Raw genomic sequence first — 24155 nt, 5'->3', positions numbered from 1 at the left:
ACTTCGGTCAGCCCGCCGCACACACGTCCTCGACGTAACGCCCGTCCGCGATCAGCCCGTCGAGCCGTTCCGCGGCGGCCGTCTCGTCGGCGTCCGCCGTGTGCTTCCGGTACAGCGTACGGAACGCCTCCCGGACACCCGGCGCCATCCGTGAACCGTCCCCGCAGAAGTACACCCGGGTTCCCGTGGCGAGCAGGCCCCGGACCTCCTCGGCCTCGGCGGCGATGCGGTGCCGCACGAAGCGCACCTCACTCTGCGGGGCGCCACCACGGCCGGGGCCGCCCGCGAGACCGGGCTCACCTCGGACGGCGTCACCTGTCACCTGCGGCGGCTGTCCGCGCGGTGGGGCGCGGGCACCCGTACGGAACTGGTCGCCCGGGCCTATGCGCTGGGGGTGGTGACGCCCGCGTAGGCCGTGCCCGCGCCCTCCGGAGCTCCGAAGCGGGCGAGGGTGTGCCAGACCATCTTCAGGTCCTGGAGTGCGTACCGGCCCGTGCGGGCGGCGTCCCCGATGATCCGCGGGTCGATCCGCCCGTCCTCGGCGATCCGGGCGCCCAGTTCGGCGTACTCCTCACCGCGGTAGTCCGCGTGCCGACGCAGTTCCCCCACGGTGATCCGGTACCCGGGGTGCCACTCGACGGGGCAGGGCAGCAGCCGCGCCGCCGCCTCGACGGGGGTGCCGCGGTAGCAGGCGTCCAGTACGAGCACCGTCACGTCCGTGGCGAGGAAGACGCCCCCGTGGACCTGCGCCTCGATGTAGTCGTTGAGGGCGTCCTGCTCGTCCGCCTCCGCCAGCGCGACCAGCGACATGCCGGCGGCGACGCCGAAGTGGGCCGGCTCGGCGGCGCTGTCCGGGTAGCAGAAGGTGGCCCGGGACAGAGCCGCACCGGTCAGCCGGAAGTACGAGGAGCCGAAGCGCGGGGCGGCGCCGACCACCTGGCGCCGGAAGTCCAGTGCGCCGTACACGGGCCGGTCGGCCGCGGTGGCCTCGTCGTAGGCGCCGCCGAAGATCCGGCTCTCCCAGCGCCACCGGTCGCCGCCTGGGTGCGCGGTGAGGCCGCCATTGCTGGTGCCGGTCACGAACTGCGACCGGTAGGCGCCGTCCCGCGCCAGTGCCGCCAGGATGCCCACGCCGCCGGTCAGCCGGTCGGGGTGGAAGTTGAGCGTGACGCAGAGGTCCGGGGCGACGGGCGGCCCCGCCGACCGCTGCGCCACGTGCCGCAGCGCCGCCCTCGCCCGTGCTGAGCGGACGTTCTCGAAATTCACTGGCTCCTCCTCGCCGGGGCCGTCTATCCTGGCTGAACCTAGGGGCACTAGTTTTTTTACCCTCAGGTTTCGGCAACAACATGACGCCCCCAGGAGGCTCCCCCGATGAGATCACTGACCGAGCACGACATCCGCGACTCTTTTGTGAACTGTTCCAAGGGGGAGGCCAAACGCGTGGCCGTGCCGCGCGATCTCGACGAACGGCCCTGGGACGATCTCGACTTCCTCGGCTGGCGAGATCCGGGGGCACCCGACCGCAGCTATCTCGTCACCGAGCGGGGCGGCCGCCTTGTCGGTCTGACGCTGCGCCTGACCTCCGGACACCGGGGCTTCCTGCACCGCAGCATGTGTTCGCTGTGTCTGACGACCCATCCGGGCGGCGGCGTCTCGCTCATGACGGCGCGCAAGGCGGGCGCGGCCGGGCGGGAGGGCAATTCCGTCGGTCTGTACATGTGCACGGACATGGCCTGTTCCCTCTACGTCCGCGGCAGGAAGGCCCCGCAGAGCACCCTGCGGATCGAGGAGAGTCTGACGCTGGAGGAGCAGATCGCCCGCACCACGGGCAATCTGTCCTCCTTCATCGACAAGGTCCACTCCTGACTCAGTCCACGGAGAGCACGATCTTGCCCCGGTTCCCGCGCCGCTCCAGCTGCTCGTGGGCGGCGCGCGCCCGCGCGAGCGGCAGCACGGTCTCCACCGGTACGCGATAGGCTCCCGCGGCCACCCGCTCGGCCAGTTCACGCAGGTCGGCGCGGGCGTCCCAGCCGTGGCGCTGGCGGTTGGTGAGCTGGAAGCCGAGGATCGCCGCGTTCTTCGGGTAGAAGTCGCGGGTGTCGATGGTGCTGGGCGCCAGGGCGACGTTGGCGAGCGCCACGACCCGGCCGCCGTGTCCGACCTGGCGCAGGCTCCGTGCGAAGGCGGCGCCGCCGACGATGTCGAGGACGACGTCGGCGCCCCGCCCGTCGGTGAGCCGCAGCACCTCCTCGACCTCGGCCTCGTCGGGGTAGGCGGAGGTGTCGAGGGTGGTGTGGGCGCCGAACTCCCCGGCCCAGGCCGCCTTCTGCGCCGACCCGGCGAGCGCGATGACGCGGGCCCCGGTCTCGGCGGCGATCTGCACGGCCGCGGTGCCCACCCCGCTCGCGGCGGCCTTCACCACCACGGTGTCCTCCTTGGTGACCTTGGCGAGATGCCGTACGCAGTACCAGGCGGAGAGCCAGGCGATGGGCAGCGTCGCCGCCTCGGTCAGCTCGACCCCGTCCGGCAGGGCGACCACCTGGGTGACGGGCACCGCCGCCAACTCGGCATAGAACCCGGGCGACTTCACCCCGTCCAGCGCGACCACCCGTTGCCCGACCGCGAAGTCGCTCACCCCCTCCCCCACCGCGGCGACGACACCGGCCGCCTCGGCGCCCGGGATCAGCGGGGGCTTCCCGGCCCGGTGGTAGACGCCGGCCCGCAGCAGGGCGTCCGCCCGGTTCACACCGGCCGCGGCGACCCGCACGAGCACCTCCCCCGGGCCCGCCACCGGATCCGGCAGCTCGGCCTCCACCAGCACCTCGGGTCCGCCGAACTCCTCGATCCGCACCGCGCGCATACCCCACCCGCTCCCGTCGTGACTGACACCGCTTGAACAGGTGTCACTCTGCGACACCTGTTCAAGCGGTGTCAAGAGACACGGGCGGCAGGTAAGCTCACCCTCATGACCAGCACCGACCCCGCGCTCGCCTTTCCGTTCGTCGGCGGCCGCCCCTGTCTGGACTTCGTGGCCACGCTCGGCAAGCGGCACGCCACGCCCAAGGAGCGGCTGCCGGACCCCGCCGCGCTGGCCCGCTGGCTGACGGAGGCGGAACTGACCGTGGGTGGGGAACCGGCGCATGTCACCGCGCGGGATCTCGCCGACGCGCGCGTGCTGCGCGAGGCCGTCAACCGGCTCGTACGAGCCGCGATGGCCGGGCGGGAGCCGGAGGCGGCCGATGTCGCCCTGGTCAACGACGCGGCGGCCAAGCCCGATCTGGCACCCCAGCTGGGCGAGACACGCTGGACGGCCCGGCATCCGGCACGGGCCGCCCTGGCGACGGTGGCCCGGGACGCCGTACTGCTGGCGGGCGGGTCCCTGATCGATCGGGTCAAGGAGTGCGGGAACCCGGACTGCTCCCTGCTGTTCCTCGACGACTCCCAGGCCCGGCGCCGCCGCTGGTGCTCGATGGAGCGCTGCGGCAACCTGGCGAAGGTCTCCGGTTACCGCTCCCGCAGCCGGGCCGCCTCCACTCGTTGAAGGCGGCCCCCCTTCCGTCACGCAGTGCGTGCACCCCCCGGTCGCCACTGGGGATCGCGGCCGAGGAAGGCGAGCAGCGCGTCGGCCCTGCCGGCGCCGTCCGGGACCTTCCGGGCGGGTGCGAACACCCGGTAGGAGTCCCGGAGATGGTCCACGAGCCGTTCCGCGAGCGGCCAGATCCCCTCGGCCAGTTCCTCCGTCAACGGCGCGTCCTGGCCGGTCGCGACCGCGATGTCCCAGGCGTGCACGGCCGCGTCCATCGCGGCCGCCGCGGCGGCCTGTGGCAGCGGCATCGGTCCGAGCGGGGTCGGCACCTCGTCCGCGTCGGCGGGCAGCCCGGCGTACGCGTCCGCCACCAGGCGCAGCACCTCCTCCAGCTCCGCCGACGGGTCCGCGGCGAGTGCGTCGGCCGGGGCGAAGGGGTCGGAATCCGGACGGCCCCCGGTGATCGCGAGGCCATAGCCCTGCTGGTCGATGCGGGCGTGGTTGAGAACCTGCCGGGCCGTCCACTCGGTGCACGGCGTCGGCGCTCCCCACGCCGTTTCCGGCACGGCCGCGACCACCTTGCGCAGGTAGTCGTGTGCTTCCGTGAGAACCTCGAGGTCCCGGGTGTCCGTCATCACTGCTCTCCCCACTTGCTGTCGGCAGGTTCGTACGAACAACCTAGGCGTCGTTGCGGACAGTTACGGTCCGCAATGTGTGAACGCGGGCAATTGTGGAAGAGGAACAGCCTGAGGATGCAAGATGTACGTGAGTGGATGGCGGCCCTGGTGCGCTTCGTGAAGCGACGCAGGGACCCGGTGGTCGTACAGACGCTGCGATCGGCGGCCGCGGCGACGATCGCCTACGTCATCGCGCTGCGCCTGAGTCCCGAGGCCGCCCCGCTCACGGCGCCCCTGACCGCGCTGCTGGTCGTCCAGGTGACCCTCTACGCGACGCTCACCAACGGCGTCCGCCGGGTGAACGCCGTGGTGGCCGGTGTCCTCGTCGCCATCGCCTTCAGCCTGCTGGTGGGGCTCACCTGGTGGAGCCTGGGACTGCTGATCCTGGCCTCGCTCGGGGTCGGGCATCTGGTCAAGGTCAACGAGTACGTGCCCGAGGTGGCGATCAGCGCGATGCTGGTCCTCGGGGTCACGACCGTCGGGGACACCGCGTGGGCGCGGGTGCTGGAGACGCTGATCGGCGCGGTCGTCGGGCTCGGCTGCAATCTGCTGTTCGCGCCGCCCGTGTGGGTGGACGAGGCGGGCGAGTCGATCGAGGGACTCGCCCGGCGGGTGCGGCAGTTGATGCTGAGCATGGGCGAGGAGGCCGCGGGCCGTACGCCGGTCGAGCGCGCCACCGAGCGGCTGTACGAGGCGCGGCGTCTGGACCACGACATCGTCGAGGTGGACGCGGCCCTCAAGCAGGCAGAGGACAGTCTGCGGCTCAATCCGCGCGTCCGCGAGGGGCTGCTGCACCGGGTGGTGCTGCGCACCGGTCTGGACACGCTGGAGATCTGCACGGTCGTCCTGCGGGTGCTCGCGCGCACCCTGACCGACCTCGCCAAGGAACGTGAGTCCGAGCGGCTGTTCGCACGACAGGCGGGCGCCGCCGTGGAGCAGTTGCTGTCGGAGATCGCCGACGCCGTGGTGAGCTTCGCGGTGCTGGTCACCACCGACGTCTCCCGCAGCGCCGAGTCGGCGGAGGAGCGGCTCGCCTCCCAGCTCCGGCACGCCGCGGCCACCCGCGACAAGCTCGCCCAGCTGCTCCTGGAGGAGGTCCAGCGCGACGCCCGGCAGTGGCAGCTGCACGGCGCCGTGCTCACGGAGGTCAACCGCATCCTCGACGAGCTGGACACCGAGCACCGCTCGCGTCGGCTCCTGGAGGAGCTGGACCGCACCTCCCAGGAGCAGCGCGAGCGGATGCCGCGGCTGACCCGGCTTCAGGAACGGCTGCGCAGGAACCGTGCCGCCCTCGCCCGTCGTTCTAGGTGACGTAGTCACCAAGGGCTGACCAAGGGGGCGGGCAGGATGACCGGCGTACGCATCGACGGGAACACGCTGAGGCTGCCCGGCGGGGTGGCGGTGCGGTTCATCCGCACCCTGCGCCTGCCGGAGACGGGCACACATCCACTGCCGCCGGGGCTCGGGGAGTTCCCGCTGCGCCGGGTCGCCGACCACGCGGACCGGGTGCCCGAGGCATGGCGGGCGCGCGGCGGGGTGATGCTGCCCGTGTATCTGCGCGAGGCGATGTGGCTGAGCTTCGGCGGCACCATCGAGCCGGCCGCGCTCCAGGTCGGGGCGGGCAAGGTGTGCGCGGTCTCGGGCAAGCCGTGGAGCGACCGGCTCTCACGCAAGCCGCAGAACTACGTCGTACTGCCCCGGCAGCCGTGGCTGGACGGCATCAACTCCGGGACGGGGACGGTCAAGCAGTTCGTGGCGGTGCCGCTGGGCCTGGGTGCGACCGTCGAGGGGCAGGTCACCGGCGAGGAGGTGTGGGGCGGCGTACAGCTGCAGTCGTTCCCGCTCAAGGACGAGCCGCTGGCCCGGTGGCGCGCGTCGCGGGAGCGGGAGCGCACCGCCAGGGCGCCGATGCACGCGCTCTCCTTCGGGGCCGCCCCGCAGATGATGGCCGCCCCGGCGCCGGCCGCCGCGGCCGGTATGGGTCTCGGTGTCGGCGGTTCGATGCGCCAGGAAGTCTACAAGGACGACCGTCCGGTGTCCGACTGGGCCGAGCGGCCCGGCGGCCGGGTCTTCGTGCACCTGGTGACGCCTCCGCAGTGGCGTCGCATCACCGGCGAGGAGCCCCCGCCGTCGCCCGTGGACCGCTCGGCGTACACGCAGGCGGGGCTGCCCTGGTACGACTACTACGACCAGGACGCGGAGGATCTCGCCCCCGCGGACACCCTGGAGGGGGTGAAGCCGGTCGGCGACTGGCTCGGCGACGATCACGAACCCTGGCAGGCGCCGCACCCTTCGCAGGTGCTGCCGCTCAAGGACGCGCCGGGCACGCCGGTGCGGGACGGTGACTGGTAGCGCCGTTTGCACGTGCGGGGTGGTCCACGTCAAGGTGGTGACGGCTGAGGCAACCGACCATCCGAGGTGCGTGCATGGGCAGGGGCGACTGGAGCAGGAGGCGATTCGTCGCCGCCCTCGTGGGGACGGGAGCCGCGGCGGCGGGCTGCGGCGAGTCGCCGGGCCCCGCCGCGTCGGCGCCCACGACGTCCGCCACGGCCTCGGCGTCCGAGGCGCCCCGAACAGCTGAGGCAGCCACCCCCAGCGCCTCACCGACGCCGACCGGTCCCCGCCCGCTCCACCTCGGCACATACACCTCTGTCGAGGGCGGCGGCACCGGCATCGGCTTCGCCACCTACGACCCGGTGACGGGCGAGGTGACCGTCGGCAGGCCGCTCGCCGGTGTCGGCGACCCGTCGTATCTCGCCGCGCATCCCGACGGCCGCACGCTCTACGCGGTGAACGAGCGGGAGCAGGGGGCCGTGACCGCCGTACGGCTGTCCGACCGCACGGTGCTGGGCAGCCGGGGCACGGGCGGCAGTGCGCCCTGTCATGCGTCGGTGCATCCGGGCGGACGCTGGCTGCTGAGCGCCAACTACGGCTCGGGCAGCGTGGCGGTGCACCCGATCGAGGCCTCGGGGGCGATCGGCGAGCGCGCCGACCTCCTCACCCACTCCGCCCCGGAGCCCGGGCCCGGCCAGGAGGGCCCGCACGCCCATCAGATCGTGACGAGTCCCGACGGCGGCCATGTCCTCGCCGTCGACCTGGGCACGGACACCGTCTACACCTATCGCCTCGACGAGCGGACCGGAAAGCTCACCGAGGTCGCGCAGGCGCACACCCGGCCGGGCGCCGGACCGCGCCATCTGACCTTCCACCCCGAGGGCCGGTACGCCTACCTGGCCAACGAGGCCGACAACACGGTCGCCGTCTGCGCCTACGACACGAGGACCGGACGCCTCACGATCGGCGCGGCACAGTCCACGGGGACGGGGCCGGGCACCAGTTACCCGGCACAGCTCCTGGTGACGTCGAACGGGTCCTACGCCTATCTCGCCAACCGGGGCCACAACAGCCTCACGCGCTACGCGGTCGAGGCGGACGGCGCCCGGCTCAGGCTGCTGGACACCGTGCCGGTGTCCGGGGACTTCCCACGGCAGATCGCCTTCTCGCCGGACGGAGCGCTGCTGTTCGCGGCGAACCAGCGCTCCAGCACGGTGAGCGTGTTCCGGGTGGACGAGGACAACGGTGAACTGCGGCTCGCGGGAAAGCCGTTCGCGTCACCCGTCGCCGTCTGTGCGCTGCCGCTGTAGGGCGCGCGGGCAGGAGGCGGAGGCGGCCTGGCCGAGCAGGACGTGCATCCGCTCGGTGAGCTGCGCGACATCGTCGGCGGGACGGTGGAACGGCAGGCGTACGTCGCCCTGAGCGCGGGTGCGCTCGATGCGCAGCGTCAGTCCGTGCCGGTCGACGGCGATCGGCTGGACCTTCACCGCGCCGTGCAGGCTGTCGGGCTCGACGAGCCGGGTGAGCCGCTCGACCGCGTCGGAGTGGCAGTCGGCGAGGTGGGTCAGCAGCCGGGCCTCGGCCGTGGCGAGGGGGTCGGGAGCGGCGGCGGCGAACTCGTCGAGGTCGACGACCACGGCACCGGACGCCTCGCGCAGCACCACCCGCGTCGCCCGGAACACCAGGTCGCCGTCCTCGGGGACGAACCAGCCGGCGAGCCAGAGGCGGGCCCGGATACGGTTGCGCACGGGGACGGGCGAGACGTCGGCGAACTCCAGCACGGCGGACGGTTCTCCGCGAGGCGCGCAGATCGCGGCCGCGAGCAGGGCACTGTCCTCGGGCACCCGCAGCCGCAGCCGGCCGTCCTCGGTCACGGTGTGCGCGCCGACGAACTCCTCTCGGCCGCCGTCCGCGGTCACCGCGCAGGACCACGCGGTGGCCAGCACCGAGCGCGCCCGCTCCGCCGCGGCGGGCGCGGCCGCCCAGCTGTGTTCATCCATCCCAGCACCCATCCCGAAACCTCCTCTTAGGTAAGCCTTGCCTAACCTATCCGAGAGTGGGGTGTACGCCAACCAGCGGCCTGATCCTTTGCGTGTCCTATTCCGCGTACGCGGGCGCGGTCAGGGGGCGACGACGCCCAAGAGAGCCCGTGCGCACAGGTCGCGCACCTGCTCGCGGGAGAGATCCGAGCCCCTCAGCCACTCCAGGCAGACAGCGGTGGTGAAGGCCAGCCAGCCGCGCACGGCGAGCCTGGTGTCGGGCCGCGTCTCGAGGACCGCCCCGAACTCCGGGTCCGCGGCGAGTGCGGCCAGGATCTGCCGCTCCTGCGCGGCGAGTGCCCGCTGGTAGACCTTGCGCACGGCCTGGTCCCCGGCCGCGTCGGCCCGGTGGAAGGCACGGTAACCGTGCGCGTGGGCCTCGACGTACTCCAGGAACGTGTCGAGTCCGGCCGTCAGTTGTTCGCGCACGGGGATGCCGGGCACGGCCGCGGTCATCCGCAGCATCCGCCCGCTCTCCCGCTCGACGACCGCCGCGAAGAAGTCCCGCTTGGTCGGGAAGTAGTGGTACAGGAGCCCGCGCGAGACCCCGGCGATCTCGGCGACGCGCTCGATCCACACGTCGTCGTACGGACTCTCCGAGAACAGTCGCGCGCCGACGGCGAGGAGCTCCTCACGGCGCTCCTCGGTGCTGAGGCGACGGCGTGTGCGTGCGCCCTGCTCGGCGGCCATGGCAGCACTTTACTTGACGCCGGTTCAACAACGGGATCAGACTGAGGCACGCTATTGAACTCACGTACAACACGCTCGATCCGCCGGTGCTGCAAGGGAGATGGCGTCATGGCGAGGACGACGACCGGGACCGCTCTGCCCAGGGGATTCCGCAGCGCGGAGCACGGCTGGCCCGAGCTGCACCGCATCCCGCACCCGCCGCGCCGGCTCCCCCTCCTCGGCGACGTACTCGGCGCCAACCGGCGCACACCGCTGCAGGACTCCCTCAAGTACGGCCGCATGCTGGGGCCGATCTACCGGCGCAAGGCCTTCAACCGGGAGTTCGTGTTCGTGTGGGGCGCCGAACTCGCGGCCGACCTCGCCGACGAGACGCGCTTCGCCAAGCACGTGGGGCTCGGCATCGCCAATCTGCGGCCGGTCGCCGGGGACGGGCTGTTCACGGCGTACAACCACGAACCGAACTGGCAGCTGGCACACGACGTGCTGGCACCGGGCTTCAGCCGTGAGGCGATGGCGGCCTACCACCCGATGATGCTGGCCGTGGCCGAGCGGCTGACCGACCACTGGGACCGGGAGACCGCGGCGGACCGCGCGGTGGACGTTCCCGGGGACATGACCAAGCTGACGCTGGAGACGATCGCCCGGACCGGGTTCGGGCACGACTTCGGTTCCTTCGAGCGGGACCGGCCGCATCCGTTCATCACGGCGATGGTCGGCACGCTGACATACGCGCAGCGGCTCAACACGGTGCCCTGGCCGGGGCTGTTGCGGGAAGCGGGGCGGCGCAACGAGGCCGACATCGCCTATCTGAACCGGACGGTCGACGAACTGGTCCAGGAGCGACGTGCGGCGAGCGGGGGCGGTGACGGGGACCTGCTGGACCGGATGCTGGAGACGGCCCATCCGGAGACCGGGGAGCGGCTGTCCGCGCAGAACGTCCGGCGCCAGGTGATCACCTTCCTGGTGGCCGGTCACGAGACCACCTCGGGTGCGCTCTCCTTCGCCCTGCACTACCTCTCCCGGCACCCGGACGTCGCGGCACGCGCGCGTGCCGAGGTGGACCGGGTGTGGGGCGACACGGCCGTGCCCGGCTACGAGCAGGTGGCCAAGCTGCGCTATGTACGCCGGGTGCTGGACGAGTCGCTGCGGCTGTGGCCCACGGCGCCCGCCTTCGCCCGCGAGGCGCTCGAGGACACGGTGCTGGCCGGGAAGCATCCGATGCGGCGGGGTGCGTGGACGCTGGTCCTCACGCCGATGCTGCACCGCGATCCCGAGGTGTGGGGTGCGGACGCCGAGCGGTTCGACCCGGACCGGTTCGACCCGAAGGCCGTACGGACCCGGGTCCCGCACGCCTTCAAGCCGTGGGGCACGGGCGCCCGGGCGTGCATCGGCCGGCAGTTCGCGCTGCACGAGGCCACGCTGGTGCTGGGTCTGCTGCTGCGACGGTACGAGCTGGGGGCCGACCCGGACTATCGGCTGCGGGTGACGGAGCGGCTGACGTTGATGCCGCAGGGGCTGCGGCTGCGACTGGAGCGGCGGCAGGGGTCCGCCACCACCGGCCCCGCGACGGAGCCGGCGGCCGACGGGGAGGCGCCGGTCTCAGAGCCGCGGTGCCCAGTGCACGGGGTGGGTGACTGAGCCGGGCAGCCTCGTGCCCGCGCTGCCCCTGGCCGCGTTCAGCTGCGGCTGCGTCAGGAAGAACGCGTCCGTCAGGTCGGCGTCGGTGAGGTCGGCGTCACGCAGGTCGGCACCGATCAGGTCCGCGCCGCGCAGATCGGCACCGGTGAGGTCGGCGGCGATGAGGTAGGCGCCGCGGAGGTTGGCACCACGCAGGTCGGCGCCCTTGAGGCGGGCGCCCATCAGGTCGGCGCCCCGGCGGTCCTTCTTCTTGCCGCGGGTGCCCGCGCGGACCAGTTCGCTGGTCCTCAGCAGGAGCACATTGACGTCCTGGCGGTGCCCGGCCACGTCCAACGCTCCCAGTTCCTCCGGGGTTTGGCGCGTGAGCCGCTCCGTCCGCTCCAGCATGCGGCGCAGGTCCGCGTGGACCGGACCGGCGGCGGGCAGGGTGAGGGCCTCGGTGAGGTACCAGAGCAGCTCGTGCAGCTGGCGGACGACCGGGAACAGGTCGAACATGCGGCGGGCGTCCTCGCGCGGGAGCGTGCGCCAGTCCCGGCCGCCGAAGGTGACCTGGGAGACCTTCTGTCCGGCGCCGAAGCAGTCGTAGACCGTGCAGCCGGTGAAGCCCTTCTGCCGCAGCCGGGCGTGGATGCCGCAGCGGTGGTCGTCCTGGAGGTTCGAGCAGGGCGTGCCGGCCGGCTTGTCCACGGCGAAGTCCCTCGACGCCGTGAAGGGCAGGGCGACGCAGCACAGCCCGAAACAGCTCGCACAGTCGCCGCGCAGGTCGGCGGGGCCGACTATGTGATCTTGCATGTTTCCAGCATACGGAACAAACCTCACCGATGAATTTCTCGCCCTGTGGGGGTCTCTACATACAAGAGAAAACAAAGTCGGCTACCACTGAGAAGCAGGCCGACGGAACCAGGAGAACCACCCCGCCCGAAAACCGTGGAGAGACGTCATGTGCAGCCACCAGCCCGCGTGCCCCACCGCCGACAGCACGAACCACCACGCCGCGATCATCGTGTCGTCCCACCCGGAACAGGGCTGGCACCTGCTGTGCAACGGCACGATCGTCTTCGACGACACCGGCGAACTCCTCCCGGACGGCCGGGTGGTGAGCCCGCAGCGTGCGGTCGGGACGCTGGTCGTGGCCGCCTGAGTCAGACCGCGGAAACGTCTTACCGGGAGGCATGTACACGTCGCATACTTGGGCGCACTGCCGTTCTGCCCGGGGGAGCACGAGGTGCGCGTTCGGTTCCGCGTCACGTTGGGGATTCGCCTCGTCGCGGTGCTGGGCGTGCTCGTGTTCAGGTACGGGGACTCGAGCATGTCGCGCGGTCGGCGCGGGGCGGGCCGTCGGGTCTACAGCTGCCCTGACTCGGCCTGCGGCGGTACGGGCTCGTCCCCCAAAGGGCGTCCCGGCGTTCCCAGTTGTCCGCGGTGCGGCACGCCGATGGTCCCCGACGGCTCGGCCGGTCCGCAGTCGCCGTCTGGAGGATGAGACCTGTGTTGTCCGGGCTTTCGCAGGCTGCCGGTAAGGCTCTCGGCGGCGCCCGTTTCACCGTGGTGAGCGTGTTGCCCGTCGCCGTCCTCGCCGGCTATGTGACCGCGCTGGTCACCTCCGGCGCGTACGCGGGTGACGCCGTCCATCTGGCTCACGTGGTGAAACAGGATCCCACCTGGCTCGCCCTCGCTGCCTTCGGGTGCCTCCTCGTCGGACTGTTGCTGCGTCCCTTCCAGGTCGCCCTCGTGCAGATACTCGAAGGCTACTGGCAGGGACGGGCGGTCCCGGAGGTGGCCGCGGCGTTCGCCACCGAGCGGCACCGGCGACGCCTGCACACGGCCGTGGTGGTCAGCGACATCGCGGTACCCGACGCATCGGGAACAGACTTCGCCGACGTGGTGGACCTCGCGCGCCGCAGGAGCCGAGCCGCTCGTATCGCGGCACGGGCTGAGAACCGGATGCTGCGCTATCCCACCGGTCCGCATCCGATCCCCAGCGCCGCCGAGGGTGACGACGACAGGCTGATGCCGACCATGCTCGGCAACATCCTGCGGGAGGGCGAGGACACGAGCGGCAGGCGGTACGGGCTGGATCTGGCAAGCGTGTCCCACCGCCTGTATCCGCAGCTCTCCCCCAAGCTCACCACCGCCGTCAACCAGCAACTGGACCTGCTCGACACCACCTGCGCGCTGAGCGTCTGCTTCGCGCTCGCCACTCTGGCCGGCGCTCCCCTGCTGGGCCGACTCGACGCCTGGAGCCTGGCACCGTTCGTGACCGCATTGTTGAGCGTCGCGGCCTATCGTGGCTCCATGCGGGTGGCTGCCGATCACGGGGAGCTACTGGCCGCCGCGTTCGACCTGCACCGGTTCGACATGCTGACGGCGCTCCACCTCAAGCTTCCTTCCACTCCGGCTGAGGAGTACGAGTGGAACAGGGTGCTCACGGAGTTCTTCGCCAGCCCCAAGACACTGGCCAAGGACGAGCTTCTCGGCGTTGCCTACGATCACCCGGATCCCAGTTGCCCCGCCTCAGGCGCCACGGGTCAGGGAGACGGCTCCGCCTAGCCCCTGTACGTTCACCACGACTGTCTTCGCCTCGCCCTGGGCCGGAAGTGGGGACGCGAAGTCCGGCTGCGACAGGTCCCCCGAGAACCTCACCCCGGAGGTCAGCTCGACCCGCCCCGCCAGGACCGTCCAGTCGGAGGGCAGTTTGATCTCGACGCGTGCCCACAGGACCGTGATGTCGACGACCAGGCGCGGCTCCAGAGGGAAGTCGCTGCCCGAGAGGTCGATGCGTACCGTGCCGAACAGCAGGGCCCGCAGGATGAGCTTCTTGGGCGCGGTGCCCGCCATCGGCGGACGGGCGGGTGGGTAGAGCAGCGAGGTGTATCGCCTGACCCCGGTGTCGATGCCGGTGCCGGGCCGTCCACGGAACAGCGCCACGAAGACTCCCCCCAGAATGAGTACGACCGGAGCCTGACGCGACAGGTCCGGCACGTGCGGCACGTCGAATCTGAGCGCGAGGACAGCGATGCCTACGCCCATAAGGGCCAGGGGTCCTCCCAGTTGCCCGCGCGGCACGGCCGCCCGCAGCACCAGCACGACGCCAGCCAGGACCAGCACCGCCGGTACCGCCACCGACAGGACGGCCACGACCTCCCGCAGACCCGCCACCCCACCGATGGCCCACGCCGTGCCCATGGAGACCGCGCCGAGCCCCAGCGCGACACGTATCCGACTCAACTCCGGGTCCCTCGTCCTGCACACGGGCGTGGTCGCCCTGCTCATCGGTCGAACGAGGATAGCCGCGCCGCTCGCACACACGTACAGGGGTGTCAGTTCTCGCTACCGACTGAACAGTTCGAACGCCACGGCCGGCTTTCCGCCGAACCGCTCGCCCGTCGCCTCGGCGTTCCCGCTCAGGAAGCCGCGGGCATACGTCTCCGGGTCCTCGCTCGTCAACGCCTCGATGTACGTGCGGTGTTCGAGCAGTGAGCGCACCGCGCGGTCCAGACCGGCCGACGCGTCCGCCGCGTGGGTGGGGGTCGACGAACCCGCGACGGCCACCCAGCGGACGCCGTTCCACGGCTCCAGGCCCTGTTCCCGCAGCTCCGGGAAGATCCAGCGGTTGCCGGCGTCGGCGGCCGCGTCCAGGGTCGCGCGGCCCACCGCGACATGGTCCGGGGTGTTCCAGGCGACGCCGCCCCAGGTGTCGCGGTGGTTGAGGGTGATCACCAGTTCCGGACGGTGGCGGCGGATCGCGGCGGCGATGTCGCGGCGCAGGGCGAGGCCGTACTCGATCACACCGTCCTCGTGGTCGAGGAACAACTCCACCGTCGACACCCCGACGACCGCCGCGCTGGCCCGCTGCTCCCGTTCACGCAGCGGACCGCACTTGTCGGGCTCCAGGGTGTCGATGCCTGCCTCGCCGCGGGTCGCGAGGACGTAGGCGACCTCTCGGCCACCGTCGGTCCAGGCGGCGATCGCGGCCGAGCAGCCGTACTCCAGGTCGTCCGGGTGGGCCACGACCGCGAGGGCGCGCTCCCAGTCCTCGGGCATGGGCAGAAGCTGAGTGGGCGTCGGCTCTGTCATGGTCCGAGACTAATCCGCGCCCCCGGCGTCACGCCTCGTCGCGCGCGAGTGCCAGCAGTCGGTCCAGGACGCGGGGGCCGCCGGCCCGGACGCCGTCGTGCTCGAACTCGTCGGTGACCCAGGTGCGCAGGCCGCGGATCGAGCGGGCGGTGTCCAGGGAGTGGGCGGTGTCGACGTACATGTCGTCGTGGTAGACGGCCGCGGCGACGGGGACCTCGTTGGCGGCGAGCCGGGCACTGTCGTACAGCGGCGTCCAGTCGGTGCGGGCGGCGAGGAGTTCGGCGGTCTCGCGCAGCGGGCGCAGCGCCGGGTCGGTCTCGAACATCCAGGGGTGGATGGACTCACCGGTGAACAGCAGCGGTCCGTCGCCCGCGAGCGTCTTGGCGGCGTCGAACTGCGGGAACTCGGCGCGCACACGCTCGGCCGACCAGTTCGTGGGCCGGGCGTCCTGGCCGTAGATCGCCTCGTGGACGAGGGCGTAGAGCGGGTGGCCCGCGTACGAGAGGAGGCCCTGGACCTCTTCCTGGAAGGCGTCGGAGAGCGCCGGGCCGTTCGGGGTGCGGACGAAGGCTTCCTCCAGGAGGAAGTGCAGCCGATGGCTGCCCTCGCCGCCGCCGAGGAGGATACCGAGGGACTGGAAGGCCTCGACGGTGAGGCGGTAGCCGTTCGGCAGGGTCACCTCGTGGTGGAGGAGATGGTCGGCGATACGGCGGGCGCGCTCGACGTCCTGCGGGTAGCGGGCGTAGTGCGCGGCGACCTTGCGCTCGATGCGCGGGTAGGCGGCGCGGTAGACGTCGTCGGCGTGGGCGTCGAGGGAGGGCAGACCACCGGTGATCACGGCGGCGGCGAGGCCTTCGGGGGCGGTGGAGAGGTAGTTCACCGCGCAGAAGCCGCCGAAGCTCTGGCCGAGGACGGTCCAGGGGGCGCCGCCGGTGAGCCGGGGGCGGATCGCCTCGCAGTCGCGGACGATCGAGTCGTGGCGGAAGTGCGTGAGGTAGTCGGCCTGCTCGGCGGGGCCGCCGCGCAGCGGGAGCGTCTGGCGGTTGGCGGGTGTGGAGTGGCCGGTGCCGCGCTGGTCCAGGAGCAGGACCCGGAACTCCTTGAGGGCACGGCCCAGCCAGGCGGGCCTGCCGACGAAGCGGTTCGCACCGAAGCCGGGTCCGCCCTGGAGGTAGACCAGCCACGGCAGGTTCTGCTGCGCCTTCTCCCCGGCGACCACCTCACGGGCGTAGAGCTCGATCTTCTCCCCCGTGGGGTCGTCGTGGTCGAGCGGCACGGTGAAGCGGCGGTCGGTGAGGACGACGCCGGGCTGGCGGTAGGTCGCGGTCAACAGGGCTCCCGGGACGGACGGACTACTTCAGGCACGTCCCAGTTCAGCACATGGCCGTCCGATATCCGATCCCCGGGATCATGAAATCGTACGGACCGGTGGATCAGCGGGCGGAGAGACTCGAGCGCCGTACGACCAGTTCCGGCTGGAGCACCACTCGCCGGTGTTCGTGCCGGCGCGTCACGGTCTCCGTCTCCGTCTCCTCCAGCAGCAGTTCCGCGGCCAGGGCGCCCATGGTGACGGCGGGCTGGCGGACCGAGGTGAGCGGGACGGCCGCGGCGGCGGCGAACTCGATGTCGTCGTAGCCGACGATGGCGAGGTCGTCGGGGACGTTTATCCCGGCCGCGTACATCGCCTGGAGCACACCCAGGGCCAGCAGGTCGTTGGCGCAGAAGACGGCGGTGGGGCGGTCGGCGAGGCCCAGAAGGCGGGCGCCGGCGTCCCGTCCCGCGGCGACGTCGAGGCGTTCGGTGGGCAGTTCGCGCAGTACGCCGGGGGCGAGGCCGGCCTCGGCGAGCGCGTTGAGGGCGCCGGTGCGACGGTCGCGGACCTGGTTGAAGCCGGGCGGGCCGCTGACGTACGCGATGGAGCGGTGTCCGGCGTCGATGAGATGGCGTACGGCGAGGGCGCCGCCCGCGACGTCGTCGACGGAGACGGAGCACTCCGTGGTCCCCTCCGCGACGCGGTCGACGAGGACGAAGGGGATGCCGTGGCGCCGGAAGCTCTCGATGTTGCGGCCGGTCGCGTCGGCGGGGGTGAGCAGGACGCCCCGGACCCGCTGTTCGGCGAAGAGCGAGAGGTACTCGGCCTCCTCGCCGGGGCTCTGCGCACTGTTGCAGACCATCACGCCGAGCCCGGCGTCACGGGCGGCCCGTTCGGCGCCGCGCGCGACGTCCACGAAGAACGGGTTGCCCATGTCGAGGACGAGCAGCCCCATGATCCGGCTGCGGCCCGCGCGCAGTTGGCGCGCGGACTCGCTGCGGACGTAACCGAGCCGGTCGATCGCGGACAGGACCCGGGCCCGGGTCTCGGTGGCGACGGAGTCCGGACGGTTGATCACGTTCGACACCGTGCCCACCGAGACTCCGGCGGCACGGGCGACGTCCTTGATACCCACCGACTGGGCCATCGGGCAGGGACCTCCAGGTGAACAAGGAGCGGCGGGCAGGCCTTCACAGTACCGGCACGCCGCTCCAGGACGACTTCGGTCAGGCGGGCAGCGCGAAGTCGACGACGTGCAGTGCCGAGGGCGTGGTTCCGCTGGACTTCTCCTGGTACATGACGGACAGGACGTTGTCGGCCTTGATCCGCATCTCGTCGATCACGACCTCGCCGAACGCGTTGAGGCCGCTGCCGTCGAAGAGGATCTTCCAGTCGGTGTATCCGGAGGCCGCGGAGGCTCCGGCGATCCGGCCGAACGGGAAGACCGCGTACGCGTTGTCGTACTTGTCCAGGACGAGTCTGGTGCGCTGGCTGGAGCCGAGCACCACCGGTATCTCGGTCTTCTGCCAGGTGCCCGACGCGTTCTTGCGGAGGTGGAACGCCCGGCCGTTCGCGGTCCGGTCGGACACGTAGTTGGTGGTGCACTGGCCGAACCGCCCGGGCACGTAGCTGATGATCGCGTGCGGCCGGCCGGCGGAGTCGGTGGCCTGGCTCTCCTGGTTCATCAGGGAGTGGTCCGGGTTGAGCGCGTCGATGACGAGGCCGGAGTCGGTGACGGCGACCTTGTCGGAGCCGCCGGTGGTGCCGACGACGGTGCCGGCGTTGTTGCGCCAGGTGCGGCCGCGGTCGTCGGAGTAGACGTAGCCGGTGTCGTGGTTGGTGATGCCGCCGCTGGAGCACATCACGGCGCCGTTCTGCTCGCGCCAGGTGAAGAAGGAGTGCAGCCGGCCGTTGACGTCGTAGTCGATGCCGTGCAGGTACATGTTGCGGGCCGTGGAGGAGCCGTGCTCGCTGGTGTAGGTGCCGGTGGAGCTGGACCACTCGCCGAGGTTCGTCCAGGTCGAACCGTCGTACTCGGCAAGGGCGTTGCGGCCGTTTCCGGATATGGCGACGCGGTAGCTGAGCTGGAGCTTGCCGTCGGGGGTGGAGATGAACTGCGGGTAGGTGAACTGCGAGGTGAGGGCGAGGCCGTCGAGGGTGGACTGCGGCGCGCCGAACCGGCTCGCGGTCCAGCTCAGTCCGGACGGGTTGTCCATGAGCCCGGCCACCGACTTGACGTAGGTGAAGCCGTCGCTGTGGGAGTCCATGTTGAGGTGGAGGCGGCCGTCGACCTTGGAGACGCCCATGGAGATGACGTTGTGGGAGTCGCTGGCCTTGAGGGTGTGACCGACCTGGACCGTCGACCAGGTGCTGCCGCCGAGGACGCGGCGTCCGACGACGGCGTTCTTGTCGGCGGTGTACCAGACGGCGTACTGGTAGCCCTTGTAGGTCAGCAGACCGTTCTTCTGGAACGAGTTGTTGTTGACGAGGCCGTCGTAGGAGACGAAGAAGACGGCCTGGCTGTCGAGCGTGGTGGTGCCGGTCCGGGTGACCGAGGGGCCGGGGTCGGCGGCGCGGGCGGTGCCGGCGCCGAGGGCGGGGGTCATCACGGCACCGGCGAGGGCGGCGCCCAGCAGCGTACGTCTCTTCATCTCGGGGGACTCCATTGTCGGCGAGCGGGAAGCGCGGGTGGGATCAGGCGAGGTGGAACACTTCGGTGAGCGGTTTCATCGCCTCGTCGGGGCGGGTTCCGTCGAGGGATTCGAAGAACGGGGCCATCTCGGCCTGCCAGCGGGCGTTGACCTCGGCGGCCGCCATGCCGTCGAGGGCGGCCTGGAAGTCCTCGGTCTCCAGGTAGCCGACCAACAGGCCGTCGTCTCTGAGGAAGAGCGAGTAGTTGTGCCAGCCGGTGGCCGAGAGCGCTTCGAGCATCTCCGGCCACACGGCGGCGTGCCGTTCGCGGTACTCGGCGAGCTTGTCCTGACGGACCTTGAGCAGGAAACAGACGCGCTGCATGAAGTACCAGCTCCCAGCGGGACAGAGGGGACTAGAAGTTGAACTGGTCGATGTTCTTGGCGTTGAACACGGTCGGCTTGCCGAGGTTGATCACGCCGTCCTTGCCGATGGTGTAGGTGGTGCCGCCGGCCTTGAAGGTCTCGCCTTCCTTGCCGGTGATCTGACCCGAGACCAGCGCCACGGCCGTCTGCGCGGCCAGCGCGCCGAGCTTGGAGGGGTCCCACAGCTCGAACGCCTCGACGGTGCCGTTCTTGACGTACTTGCGCATGTCGTTGGGGGTGCCGAGGCCGGTCAGCTTGACCTTGCCCTTGTACTTGGAGCCCGACAGGTACTGGGCCGCCGCCTTGATGCCGACGGTGGTCGGGGAGATGATCCCCTTCAGGTTCGGGTACTCCTGGAGCAGGCCCTGGGTCTGCTGGAAGGACTGCTGGGCGTCGTCGTTGCCGTACGCGGTCTTGACGAGCTTGATGTCCTTGTACTTGGGGTCCTTCAGCTCGTCCTTCATGAAGTCGATCCAGGTGTTCTGGTTCGTCGCCGTCTGCGCGGCGGACAGGATCGCGATCTCGCCCTTGTAGTCGATCTGTTCGGCGAGCAGCTGCACCTCGGTGCGGCCGAGGTCCTCGGCGGAGGCCTGCGAGACGAAGGCGTTGCGGCAGTCGGCCTTGGTGTCGGAGTCGTAGGTGACGACCTTGATGTCGTTCTTCATGGCCTGCTTGGTCGCGGTGCACAGGGCGCCCGGGTCCTGCGCGGAGATGGCCATCGCGTCGACCTGCTGCTGGGTGAGCGTGTTGACGTAGCTCACCTGGCCGGCGGTGTCGGTGGCGTTGGACGGGCCGACCTCCTTGTAGCTGGAGCCCAGCTCCTTCAGGGCCGCCTCGCCGCCCTTGTCCGCGGAGGTGAAGTAGGGGTTGTTGACCTGCTTGGGCAGGAAGCCGACCGTCAGACCCTTCTTGGTGGCCGCGTTCGGGTCCGCCTTGGCGGTGGAGGCGGCCGAGGCACCCTCGTCCGCGACGTCCTTCTTGGTGGTGCCACCACAGGCGGTCAGGGCCAGGGCGAGCGAGGTACCGGCGGCGAGAGCCGCACAGCTACGGCGGAGGGAAGACTTGCGCATGACGGTTTCCTTTTGACGAGGGTGAGCGGAAACGCCCTTGGGGGCGCGGGGCTGTATCAATGTGCGGCTCGGCCGCGTGGGAGCGACCAGCCACGACGGACCGGCAGCTTCAAGTCGCCCTACAACGTGAGCCTTTGTGCCCTGGCGACTGCGATCTGCCTGGCGACGCGCGGCCCGAGCACCGACAGCACCAGCAGGACACCGGTGACGACGATCTGCGACTGCGCGGAGACGTCCTGGAGGCTCATCACGTTCTGAAGCGCCCCGAGCAGGAACACTCCGGCGATCGCGCCGCCCAGCGTCCCCTTGCCGCCGTCGAAGTCGATGCCACCGAGCAGCACCGCCGCGATGACGGACAGTTCGAGCCCGGTCGCGTTGTCATAGCGGGCGCTCGCGTAGTGGAACGCCCAGAAGATCCCGGTGAGCGAGGCCATCAGGCCGGTCACCGTGAACAGGATCAGCTTCTGCCGCTTGACCCGGATGCCGGCGAACCGCGCCGCCTCCTCGCTCGCGCCGATGGCGAACGTGGACCGTCCGAACGGGGTGGCGTGCAGGACGACCAGGGCGATCGCGAAGAGCACGAGGAAGGGCAGGAAGGCGTACGGGATGAAGGTGTCCCCGATGCGTCCGGACGCGAAGTCCAGGTACTGGGTGGGGAAGTCGGTCACCGCGTCGGAGCCGAGCACGATCTGTGCGATGCCCCGGTAGGCGGCGAGGGTGCCGATGGTGACGGCGAGGGAGGGCAGCCCGAGCCGGGTGACGAGCAGGCCGTTGACGAGGCCGCAGACCACACCGAGCAACAGGCAGATCGGGATGATCGTCTCGATCGTCATGCCCTGGTTCCACAGGGCGCCCATGACGGCGCCGGAGAGACCGGCGGTGGAGGCGACCGAGAGATCGATCTCGCCCGAGACGACCAGGAGGGTCATCGGCAGGGCGATCAGGGCGATCGGAAGGGTGCTGCCGATCAGGAACGACAGGTTGAAGGCGTTTCCGAAACCGTCGACCGTTCCGAAGGACAGCAGGAGCACGACGATCAGGACGGCGCCGACGATCGTGTCCCACCGGATCGCGCGGCTGAGGGACTCAGGCATGGCGGGCGTTCCTCTTCTTCAGGGCCGAGGCCACGCGCAGCGCGACGACCCGGTCGACCGCGATGGCGAGGATGAGCAGGATGCCGTTGATGGCGAGCACCCACACGGAGCTGACGCCGAGGGCGGGCAGCACGCTGTTGATGGAGGTCAGCAGCAGGGCGCCGAGGGCGGCGCCGTAGACGCTGCCGGAGCCGCCGGTGAAGACGACGCCGCCGACCACGACCGCGCTGACGACGGTGAGTTCGTAGCCGTTGCCGGTGCCGGAGTCGACGTTGCCGAACCGGGCCAGGTACATCGCGCCGGCGAGTCCGGCGAGGGCCCCGCAGAAGGTGTACGCGGCGAGGATCCGCTTGCGGACGGGGATGCCGGCGAGCCGGGCGGCCTCGGGGTTGGAGCCGAGGGCGTACAGCTCACGGCCGCTGCCGAAGTGCTTGAGGTAGTACGCGGTGGCCACCAGCACCGCCAGCGCGATGAGCGCCAGGTAGGGCACCGCCGAGATGCCGCCGGAGCCGAAGTCGATGAACCCGTCGGGAAGGTTGGCCGCCGTGATCTGACGTGAGCCGACCCAGATGGAGTCGATGCCGCGGATGATGTAGAGGGTGCCGAGGGTGACGACGAGCGCGGGCACCTGACCGAGGCTGACGAGCAGTCCGTTGACCAGTCCGCAGCCGATGCCGAGCAGGACCGCGAGCGCGATCGCCACGACGGAGTTGCCGCCGCCCTGGAGGTACGTACCGGCGGCGAAGGCGCTGATGCCGAGGATGGAGCCGACGGACAGGTCGACGTTGCGGGTGATGACGACGAGCGACTGGCCGGTGGCGACCAGCACCAGGATGGTCGCGTTGAGCAGGAGGTCCTTGATGCCCTGTTCGGACAGGAACTCGCTGTTGCCGGCCTGGGTGACGCCGATCATCACCAGGAAGACGACCAGGATGGCGAGTTCGCGCATCTTGAAGACACGGTCGACCAGCCGGGTGCCGCTGGACTTGGACACCTCGACGGCGGGGGTCTTGTCGGTGGTGGTCACCGTCATGCGGCGGCCCTCCCCGTGGCTGCGGCCATCACGGTTTCCTCGGTGGCTTCGGAGCGCGGGATCTCGGCGGTGAGGCGGCCTTCGTGCATCACCAGCACGCGGTCGGCCATGCCGAGGATCTCGGGCAGGTCGGAGGAGATCATCAGGACGGCCACTCCGTCGGCGGCGAGTTCGCTGAGCAGCCGGTGCACCTCGGCCTTGGTGCCGACGTCGATGCCACGGGTGGGCTCGTCGACGATCAGCACCTTGGGGCCGGTGGCCAGCCACTTGGCGAGGACGACCTTCTGCTGGTTGCCGCCGGACAGGGTGTTGACCGTGTCGGCGATGCGGGCGTACTTCACCTGGAGCTTGACCGCCCAGTCGAGGGAGCGGCTGCGCTCGGCGGCGCGGTCCATCAGGCCGGCCTTCACGGTCGTACGGAGTCCGGTGAGGCCGATGTTGCGCTCGATGGACATGTCCATCACCAGGCCCTGGGCGCGCCGGTCCTCGGGGACGAGGGCGAGCCCGGAGGCCATGGCGGTGGAGGGGGCGCCGTTCGTCAGGGCCTTGCCGTCGACGTCGACCTCCCCCGCGTCCCAGCGGTCGATGCCGAAGACCGCCCGGGCGACCTCGGTGCGGCCGGCGCCGACGAGTCCTGCGAGGCCGACGATCTCACCGCGCCGCACGTCGAAGGAGACGTCGGTGAAGACGCCCTCCCGGGTCAGCCGGCGCACGCTCAGCGCCACCTCGCCCGCCTCGACGTCCTGCTTGGGGTAGAGCTCGTCGAGGTCGCGGCCGACCATCCGGCGGACCAGGTCGTCCTCGGTCATGCCCTCGATCGGCTCACTGGCGATCCAGGCCCCGTCGCGCAATGTGGTGACCCGCCGGCAGATCTGGAAGATCTCCTCGAGCCGGTGGGAGATGAACAGCACCGCGGCGCCCTGTTCGCGCAGGGTGCGGACGACGCCGAAGAGCCGGGCGACCTCGCTGCCGGTCAGGGCCGCGGTCGGTTCGTCCATGATCAGGACGCGGGCGTCGAAGGAGAGCGCCTTGGCGATCTCCACGATCTGCTGGTCCGCGATGGACAGGCCGCGCGCGGGGCGGTCGGGGTCGAGTTCGACGCCGAGCCGCTGCATCAGGGCGGCTGTCGCCGCGTGGGTGGCCTTGTGGTCGATGCGGCCGAGAGCGCGCCGGGGCTGGCGGCCCATGAAGATGTTCTCGGCGATCGAGAGGTCGGGGAAGAGGGTGGGCTCCTGGTAGATCACGGCGATGCCGGCGTCGCGGGCGTCGCCGGGGCCGTGGAAGACGACGGGCGCGCCGTCGAGCAGCACCTGACCGGCGTCCGGTCGGTGCACCCCCGCGAGGGTCTTGATGAGGGTCGACTTGCCCGCGCCGTTCTCGCCGGCGAGTGCGTGCACTTCGCCGGGGAACAGCTCCAGGGACACGTCCCGCAGGGCGCGTACGGCGCCGAAGGACTTCGAGATGTCCTTGAGCGCCAGCACCGGGGCGGGACCCGCGTCGGACGGGTGGGTCATGAGGGGCTCCTCGACGACGCCCGGGCCCTGCCTCACGGCGTCGTGAAAGGTTTCAACTTGGTTGCCGGGACGTTAGGCATGCAGTGCATGTCACG

General features: G+C 71.0%; 24 protein-coding genes and 2 pseudogenes. 9 read left to right on the top strand and 17 right to left on the bottom strand.

Features of this window, described 5'->3' with window-relative positions:
- Window positions 1-7 precede the first annotated feature (7 nt).
- A pseudogene (locus OG381_RS41220) lies at window positions 8-262 on the bottom strand (hypothetical protein); the annotation flags it as partial.
- Between OG381_RS41220 and OG381_RS41215 the strand changes: the two are divergent.
- Window positions 260-412, top strand: a pseudogene (locus OG381_RS41215) (diguanylate cyclase); the annotation flags it as partial. The pseudogenes OG381_RS41220 and OG381_RS41215 overlap by 3 nt on opposite strands.
- On the opposite strand, the gene OG381_RS41210 reads toward OG381_RS41215, so the two are convergent.
- Window positions 382-1266 carry a DUF3626 domain-containing protein gene (locus tag OG381_RS41210; protein WP_327721078.1) on the bottom strand — a complete coding sequence of 295 codons (885 nt, stop codon included), beginning with the start codon at window positions 1264-1266 and terminating at the stop codon, window positions 382-384. The pseudogene OG381_RS41215 and the gene OG381_RS41210 overlap by 31 nt on opposite strands.
- Window positions 1267-1371: 105 nt before the next feature.
- Between OG381_RS41210 and OG381_RS41205 the strand changes: the two genes are divergently transcribed.
- Window positions 1372-1866, top strand: coding sequence for an FBP domain-containing protein (locus OG381_RS41205; protein WP_327721077.1), 495 nt, complete (start codon window positions 1372-1374; stop codon window positions 1864-1866).
- A gap of 1 nt (window position 1867) precedes the next feature.
- Here OG381_RS41205 and OG381_RS41200 read toward each other — a convergent pair whose 3' ends face one another.
- Window positions 1868-2860, bottom strand: a complete 993-nt coding sequence (locus OG381_RS41200; RefSeq protein WP_327721076.1) for a quinone oxidoreductase family protein — start codon at window positions 2858-2860, stop codon at window positions 1868-1870.
- A 105-nt stretch (window positions 2861-2965) separates the two neighbouring features.
- On the opposite strand from OG381_RS41200, the gene OG381_RS41195 reads away from it, so the two are divergent.
- Window positions 2966-3541, top strand: a complete 576-nt coding sequence (locus OG381_RS41195; protein ID WP_327721075.1) for a CGNR zinc finger domain-containing protein — start codon at window positions 2966-2968, stop codon at window positions 3539-3541.
- Between the two features lie 17 nt (window positions 3542-3558).
- Here the strand turns inward: OG381_RS41195 and OG381_RS41190 are convergent, their stop codons facing one another.
- Window positions 3559-4161, bottom strand: a complete 603-nt coding sequence (locus OG381_RS41190) for a TIGR03086 family metal-binding protein (RefSeq protein WP_327721074.1) — start codon at window positions 4159-4161, stop codon at window positions 3559-3561.
- 117 nt (window positions 4162-4278) lie between these two features.
- Here OG381_RS41190 and OG381_RS41185 point away from each other — a divergent pair, with 117 nt between their 5' ends.
- The 3 genes from OG381_RS41185 to OG381_RS41175 all read left to right on the top strand — a co-directional run bounded on the left by OG381_RS41185 (window position 4279) and on the right by OG381_RS41175 (window position 7847).
- Complete coding sequence (locus OG381_RS41185; protein ID WP_327721072.1) at window positions 4279-5514, top strand: FUSC family protein; 1236 nt, start codon at window positions 4279-4281, stop codon at window positions 5512-5514.
- Window positions 5515-5550: 36 nt separating this feature from the next.
- On the top strand, window positions 5551-6555 hold the full coding sequence (locus OG381_RS41180; RefSeq protein ID WP_327721071.1) for a hypothetical protein: 1005 nt from the start codon (window positions 5551-5553) through the stop codon (window positions 6553-6555).
- Window positions 6556-6629: 74 nt separating this feature from the next.
- Window positions 6630-7847: a lactonase family protein gene (locus OG381_RS41175; RefSeq protein WP_327721070.1), complete on the top strand. Its 1218-nt coding sequence runs from the start codon at window positions 6630-6632 to the stop codon at window positions 7845-7847.
- On the opposite strand, the gene OG381_RS41170 is transcribed toward OG381_RS41175, so the two are convergent.
- Together OG381_RS41170 and OG381_RS41165 are read right to left on the bottom strand one after the other, a co-directional pair.
- A complete protein-coding gene (locus OG381_RS41170; RefSeq protein WP_443061979.1) occupies window positions 7815-8537 on the bottom strand; it encodes a DUF2470 domain-containing protein in 723 nt (240 codons plus the stop codon). The two genes, OG381_RS41175 and OG381_RS41170, sit on opposite strands and share 33 nt — an antisense overlap.
- Before the next feature lie 120 nt (window positions 8538-8657).
- Window positions 8658-9266 carry a TetR/AcrR family transcriptional regulator gene (locus OG381_RS41165; RefSeq protein ID WP_327721068.1) on the bottom strand — a complete coding sequence of 203 codons (609 nt, stop codon included), beginning with the start codon at window positions 9264-9266 and terminating at the stop codon, window positions 8658-8660.
- A gap of 108 nt (window positions 9267-9374) precedes the next feature.
- Here OG381_RS41165 and OG381_RS41160 point away from each other — a divergent pair, with 108 nt between their 5' ends.
- Window positions 9375-10904 (top strand): cytochrome P450, encoded by a 1530-nt coding sequence (locus OG381_RS41160; protein WP_327721067.1) that lies wholly within the window; start codon window positions 9375-9377, stop codon window positions 10902-10904.
- On the opposite strand, the gene OG381_RS41155 is transcribed toward OG381_RS41160, so the two are convergent.
- Window positions 10866-11696, bottom strand: coding sequence for a pentapeptide repeat-containing protein (locus OG381_RS41155; RefSeq protein ID WP_327721066.1), 831 nt, complete (start codon window positions 11694-11696; stop codon window positions 10866-10868). The genes OG381_RS41160 and OG381_RS41155 overlap by 39 nt on opposite strands.
- Before the next feature lie 148 nt (window positions 11697-11844).
- On the opposite strand from OG381_RS41155, the gene OG381_RS41150 reads away from it, so the two are divergent.
- The gene (locus OG381_RS41150; RefSeq protein WP_327721065.1) at window positions 11845-12045 is read left to right on the top strand and encodes a DUF5999 family protein; all 201 of its coding nucleotides are present in this window, start codon (window positions 11845-11847) and stop codon (window positions 12043-12045) included.
- 350 nt (window positions 12046-12395) lie between these two features.
- A complete protein-coding gene (locus tag OG381_RS41145; RefSeq protein ID WP_327721064.1) occupies window positions 12396-13454 on the top strand; it encodes a hypothetical protein in 1059 nt (352 codons plus the stop codon).
- Here OG381_RS41145 and OG381_RS41140 read toward each other — a convergent pair.
- The 10 genes from OG381_RS41140 to OG381_RS41095 all read right to left on the bottom strand — a co-directional run bounded on the left by OG381_RS41140 (window position 13419) and on the right by OG381_RS41095 (window position 24060).
- Window positions 13419-14132 carry a hypothetical protein gene (locus tag OG381_RS41140; protein ID WP_327721063.1) on the bottom strand — a complete coding sequence of 238 codons (714 nt, stop codon included), beginning with the start codon at window positions 14130-14132 and terminating at the stop codon, window positions 13419-13421. The two genes, OG381_RS41145 and OG381_RS41140, sit on opposite strands and share 36 nt — an antisense overlap.
- Window positions 14133-14234: 102 nt before the next feature.
- Window positions 14235-14981 carry a PIG-L deacetylase family protein gene (locus OG381_RS41135; RefSeq protein WP_327721062.1) on the bottom strand — a complete coding sequence of 249 codons (747 nt, stop codon included), beginning with the start codon at window positions 14979-14981 and terminating at the stop codon, window positions 14235-14237.
- Window positions 14982-15009: 28 nt separating this feature from the next.
- Window positions 15010-16311, bottom strand: a complete 1302-nt coding sequence (locus OG381_RS41130) for an alpha/beta fold hydrolase (protein ID WP_327721061.1) — start codon at window positions 16309-16311, stop codon at window positions 15010-15012.
- A gap of 103 nt (window positions 16312-16414) precedes the next feature.
- The gene (locus tag OG381_RS41125; RefSeq protein WP_307022975.1) at window positions 16415-17440 is read right to left on the bottom strand and encodes a LacI family DNA-binding transcriptional regulator; all 1026 of its coding nucleotides are present in this window, start codon (window positions 17438-17440) and stop codon (window positions 16415-16417) included.
- Between the two features lie 79 nt (window positions 17441-17519).
- The gene (locus OG381_RS41120; RefSeq protein WP_327721060.1) at window positions 17520-18944 is read right to left on the bottom strand and encodes a BNR repeat-containing protein; all 1425 of its coding nucleotides are present in this window, start codon (window positions 18942-18944) and stop codon (window positions 17520-17522) included.
- A gap of 43 nt (window positions 18945-18987) precedes the next feature.
- The gene (locus OG381_RS41115) at window positions 18988-19308 is read right to left on the bottom strand and encodes an L-rhamnose mutarotase (RefSeq protein ID WP_307022979.1); all 321 of its coding nucleotides are present in this window, start codon (window positions 19306-19308) and stop codon (window positions 18988-18990) included.
- Between the two features lie 31 nt (window positions 19309-19339).
- Window positions 19340-20419 carry a rhamnose ABC transporter substrate-binding protein gene (rhaS, locus tag OG381_RS41110; RefSeq protein ID WP_046256858.1) on the bottom strand — a complete coding sequence of 360 codons (1080 nt, stop codon included), beginning with the start codon at window positions 20417-20419 and terminating at the stop codon, window positions 19340-19342.
- 119 nt (window positions 20420-20538) lie between these two features.
- Window positions 20539-21513: an ABC transporter permease gene (locus OG381_RS41105; RefSeq protein WP_327721059.1), complete on the bottom strand. Its 975-nt coding sequence runs from the start codon at window positions 21511-21513 to the stop codon at window positions 20539-20541.
- Window positions 21506-22546, bottom strand: a complete 1041-nt coding sequence (locus OG381_RS41100; protein ID WP_327721058.1) for an ABC transporter permease — start codon at window positions 22544-22546, stop codon at window positions 21506-21508. The genes OG381_RS41105 and OG381_RS41100 overlap by 8 nt, the downstream gene beginning before the upstream one ends.
- The gene (locus OG381_RS41095) at window positions 22543-24060 is read right to left on the bottom strand and encodes a sugar ABC transporter ATP-binding protein (RefSeq protein ID WP_327721057.1); all 1518 of its coding nucleotides are present in this window, start codon (window positions 24058-24060) and stop codon (window positions 22543-22545) included. Before OG381_RS41095 ends, OG381_RS41100 begins: the two co-directional genes overlap by 4 nt.
- Between the last annotated feature and the right edge of the window lie 95 nt (window positions 24061-24155).

The organism is Streptomyces sp. NBC_00490, assembly GCF_036013645.1.
Taxonomy (GTDB): Bacteria; Actinomycetota; Actinomycetes; order Streptomycetales; family Streptomycetaceae; genus Streptomyces; species Streptomyces canus_F.
The sequence above is the reverse complement of the archived record's forward strand: the minus strand, read 5'-3'. Positions and strand labels throughout refer to the sequence as shown.

What these genes read in the sequence shown, in the direction of transcription:
- OG381_RS41100 (WP_327721058.1), bottom strand. Translation starts at nt 22,546, where the DNA reads ATGACGGTGACCACCACCGACAAGACCCCCGCCGTCGAGGTGTCCAAG.
- OG381_RS41180 (WP_327721071.1), top strand. Translation starts at nt 5,551, where the DNA reads ATGACCGGCGTACGCATCGACGGGAACACGCTGAGGCTGCCCGGCGGG.
- rhaS (WP_046256858.1), bottom strand. Translation starts at nt 20,419, where the DNA reads ATGCGCAAGTCTTCCCTCCGCCGTAGCTGTGCGGCTCTCGCCGCCGGT.
- OG381_RS41155 (WP_327721066.1), bottom strand. Translation starts at nt 11,696, where the DNA reads ATGCAAGATCACATAGTCGGCCCCGCCGACCTGCGCGGCGACTGTGCG.
- OG381_RS41175 (WP_327721070.1), top strand. Translation starts at nt 6,630, where the DNA reads ATGGGCAGGGGCGACTGGAGCAGGAGGCGATTCGTCGCCGCCCTCGTG.
- OG381_RS41115 (WP_307022979.1), bottom strand. Translation starts at nt 19,308, where the DNA reads ATGCAGCGCGTCTGTTTCCTGCTCAAGGTCCGTCAGGACAAGCTCGCC.
- OG381_RS41200 (WP_327721076.1), bottom strand. Translation starts at nt 2,860, where the DNA reads ATGCGCGCGGTGCGGATCGAGGAGTTCGGCGGACCCGAGGTGCTGGTG.
- OG381_RS41125 (WP_307022975.1), bottom strand. Translation starts at nt 17,440, where the DNA reads ATGGCCCAGTCGGTGGGTATCAAGGACGTCGCCCGTGCCGCCGGAGTC.
- OG381_RS41120 (WP_327721060.1), bottom strand. Translation starts at nt 18,944, where the DNA reads ATGAAGAGACGTACGCTGCTGGGCGCCGCCCTCGCCGGTGCCGTGATG.
- OG381_RS41160 (WP_327721067.1), top strand. Translation starts at nt 9,375, where the DNA reads ATGGCGAGGACGACGACCGGGACCGCTCTGCCCAGGGGATTCCGCAGC.
- OG381_RS41185 (WP_327721072.1), top strand. Translation starts at nt 4,279, where the DNA reads ATGCAAGATGTACGTGAGTGGATGGCGGCCCTGGTGCGCTTCGTGAAG.
- OG381_RS41170 (WP_443061979.1), bottom strand. Translation starts at nt 8,537, where the DNA reads ATGGATGAACACAGCTGGGCGGCCGCGCCCGCCGCGGCGGAGCGGGCG.
- OG381_RS41105 (WP_327721059.1), bottom strand. Translation starts at nt 21,513, where the DNA reads ATGCCTGAGTCCCTCAGCCGCGCGATCCGGTGGGACACGATCGTCGGC.
- OG381_RS41195 (WP_327721075.1), top strand. Translation starts at nt 2,966, where the DNA reads ATGACCAGCACCGACCCCGCGCTCGCCTTTCCGTTCGTCGGCGGCCGC.
- OG381_RS41190 (WP_327721074.1), bottom strand. Translation starts at nt 4,161, where the DNA reads ATGACGGACACCCGGGACCTCGAGGTTCTCACGGAAGCACACGACTAC.
- OG381_RS41205 (WP_327721077.1), top strand. Translation starts at nt 1,372, where the DNA reads ATGAGATCACTGACCGAGCACGACATCCGCGACTCTTTTGTGAACTGT.
- OG381_RS41150 (WP_327721065.1), top strand. Translation starts at nt 11,845, where the DNA reads ATGTGCAGCCACCAGCCCGCGTGCCCCACCGCCGACAGCACGAACCAC.
- OG381_RS41165 (WP_327721068.1), bottom strand. Translation starts at nt 9,266, where the DNA reads ATGGCCGCCGAGCAGGGCGCACGCACACGCCGTCGCCTCAGCACCGAG.
- OG381_RS41095 (WP_327721057.1), bottom strand. Translation starts at nt 24,060, where the DNA reads ATGACCCACCCGTCCGACGCGGGTCCCGCCCCGGTGCTGGCGCTCAAG.
- OG381_RS41135 (WP_327721062.1), bottom strand. Translation starts at nt 14,981, where the DNA reads ATGACAGAGCCGACGCCCACTCAGCTTCTGCCCATGCCCGAGGACTGG.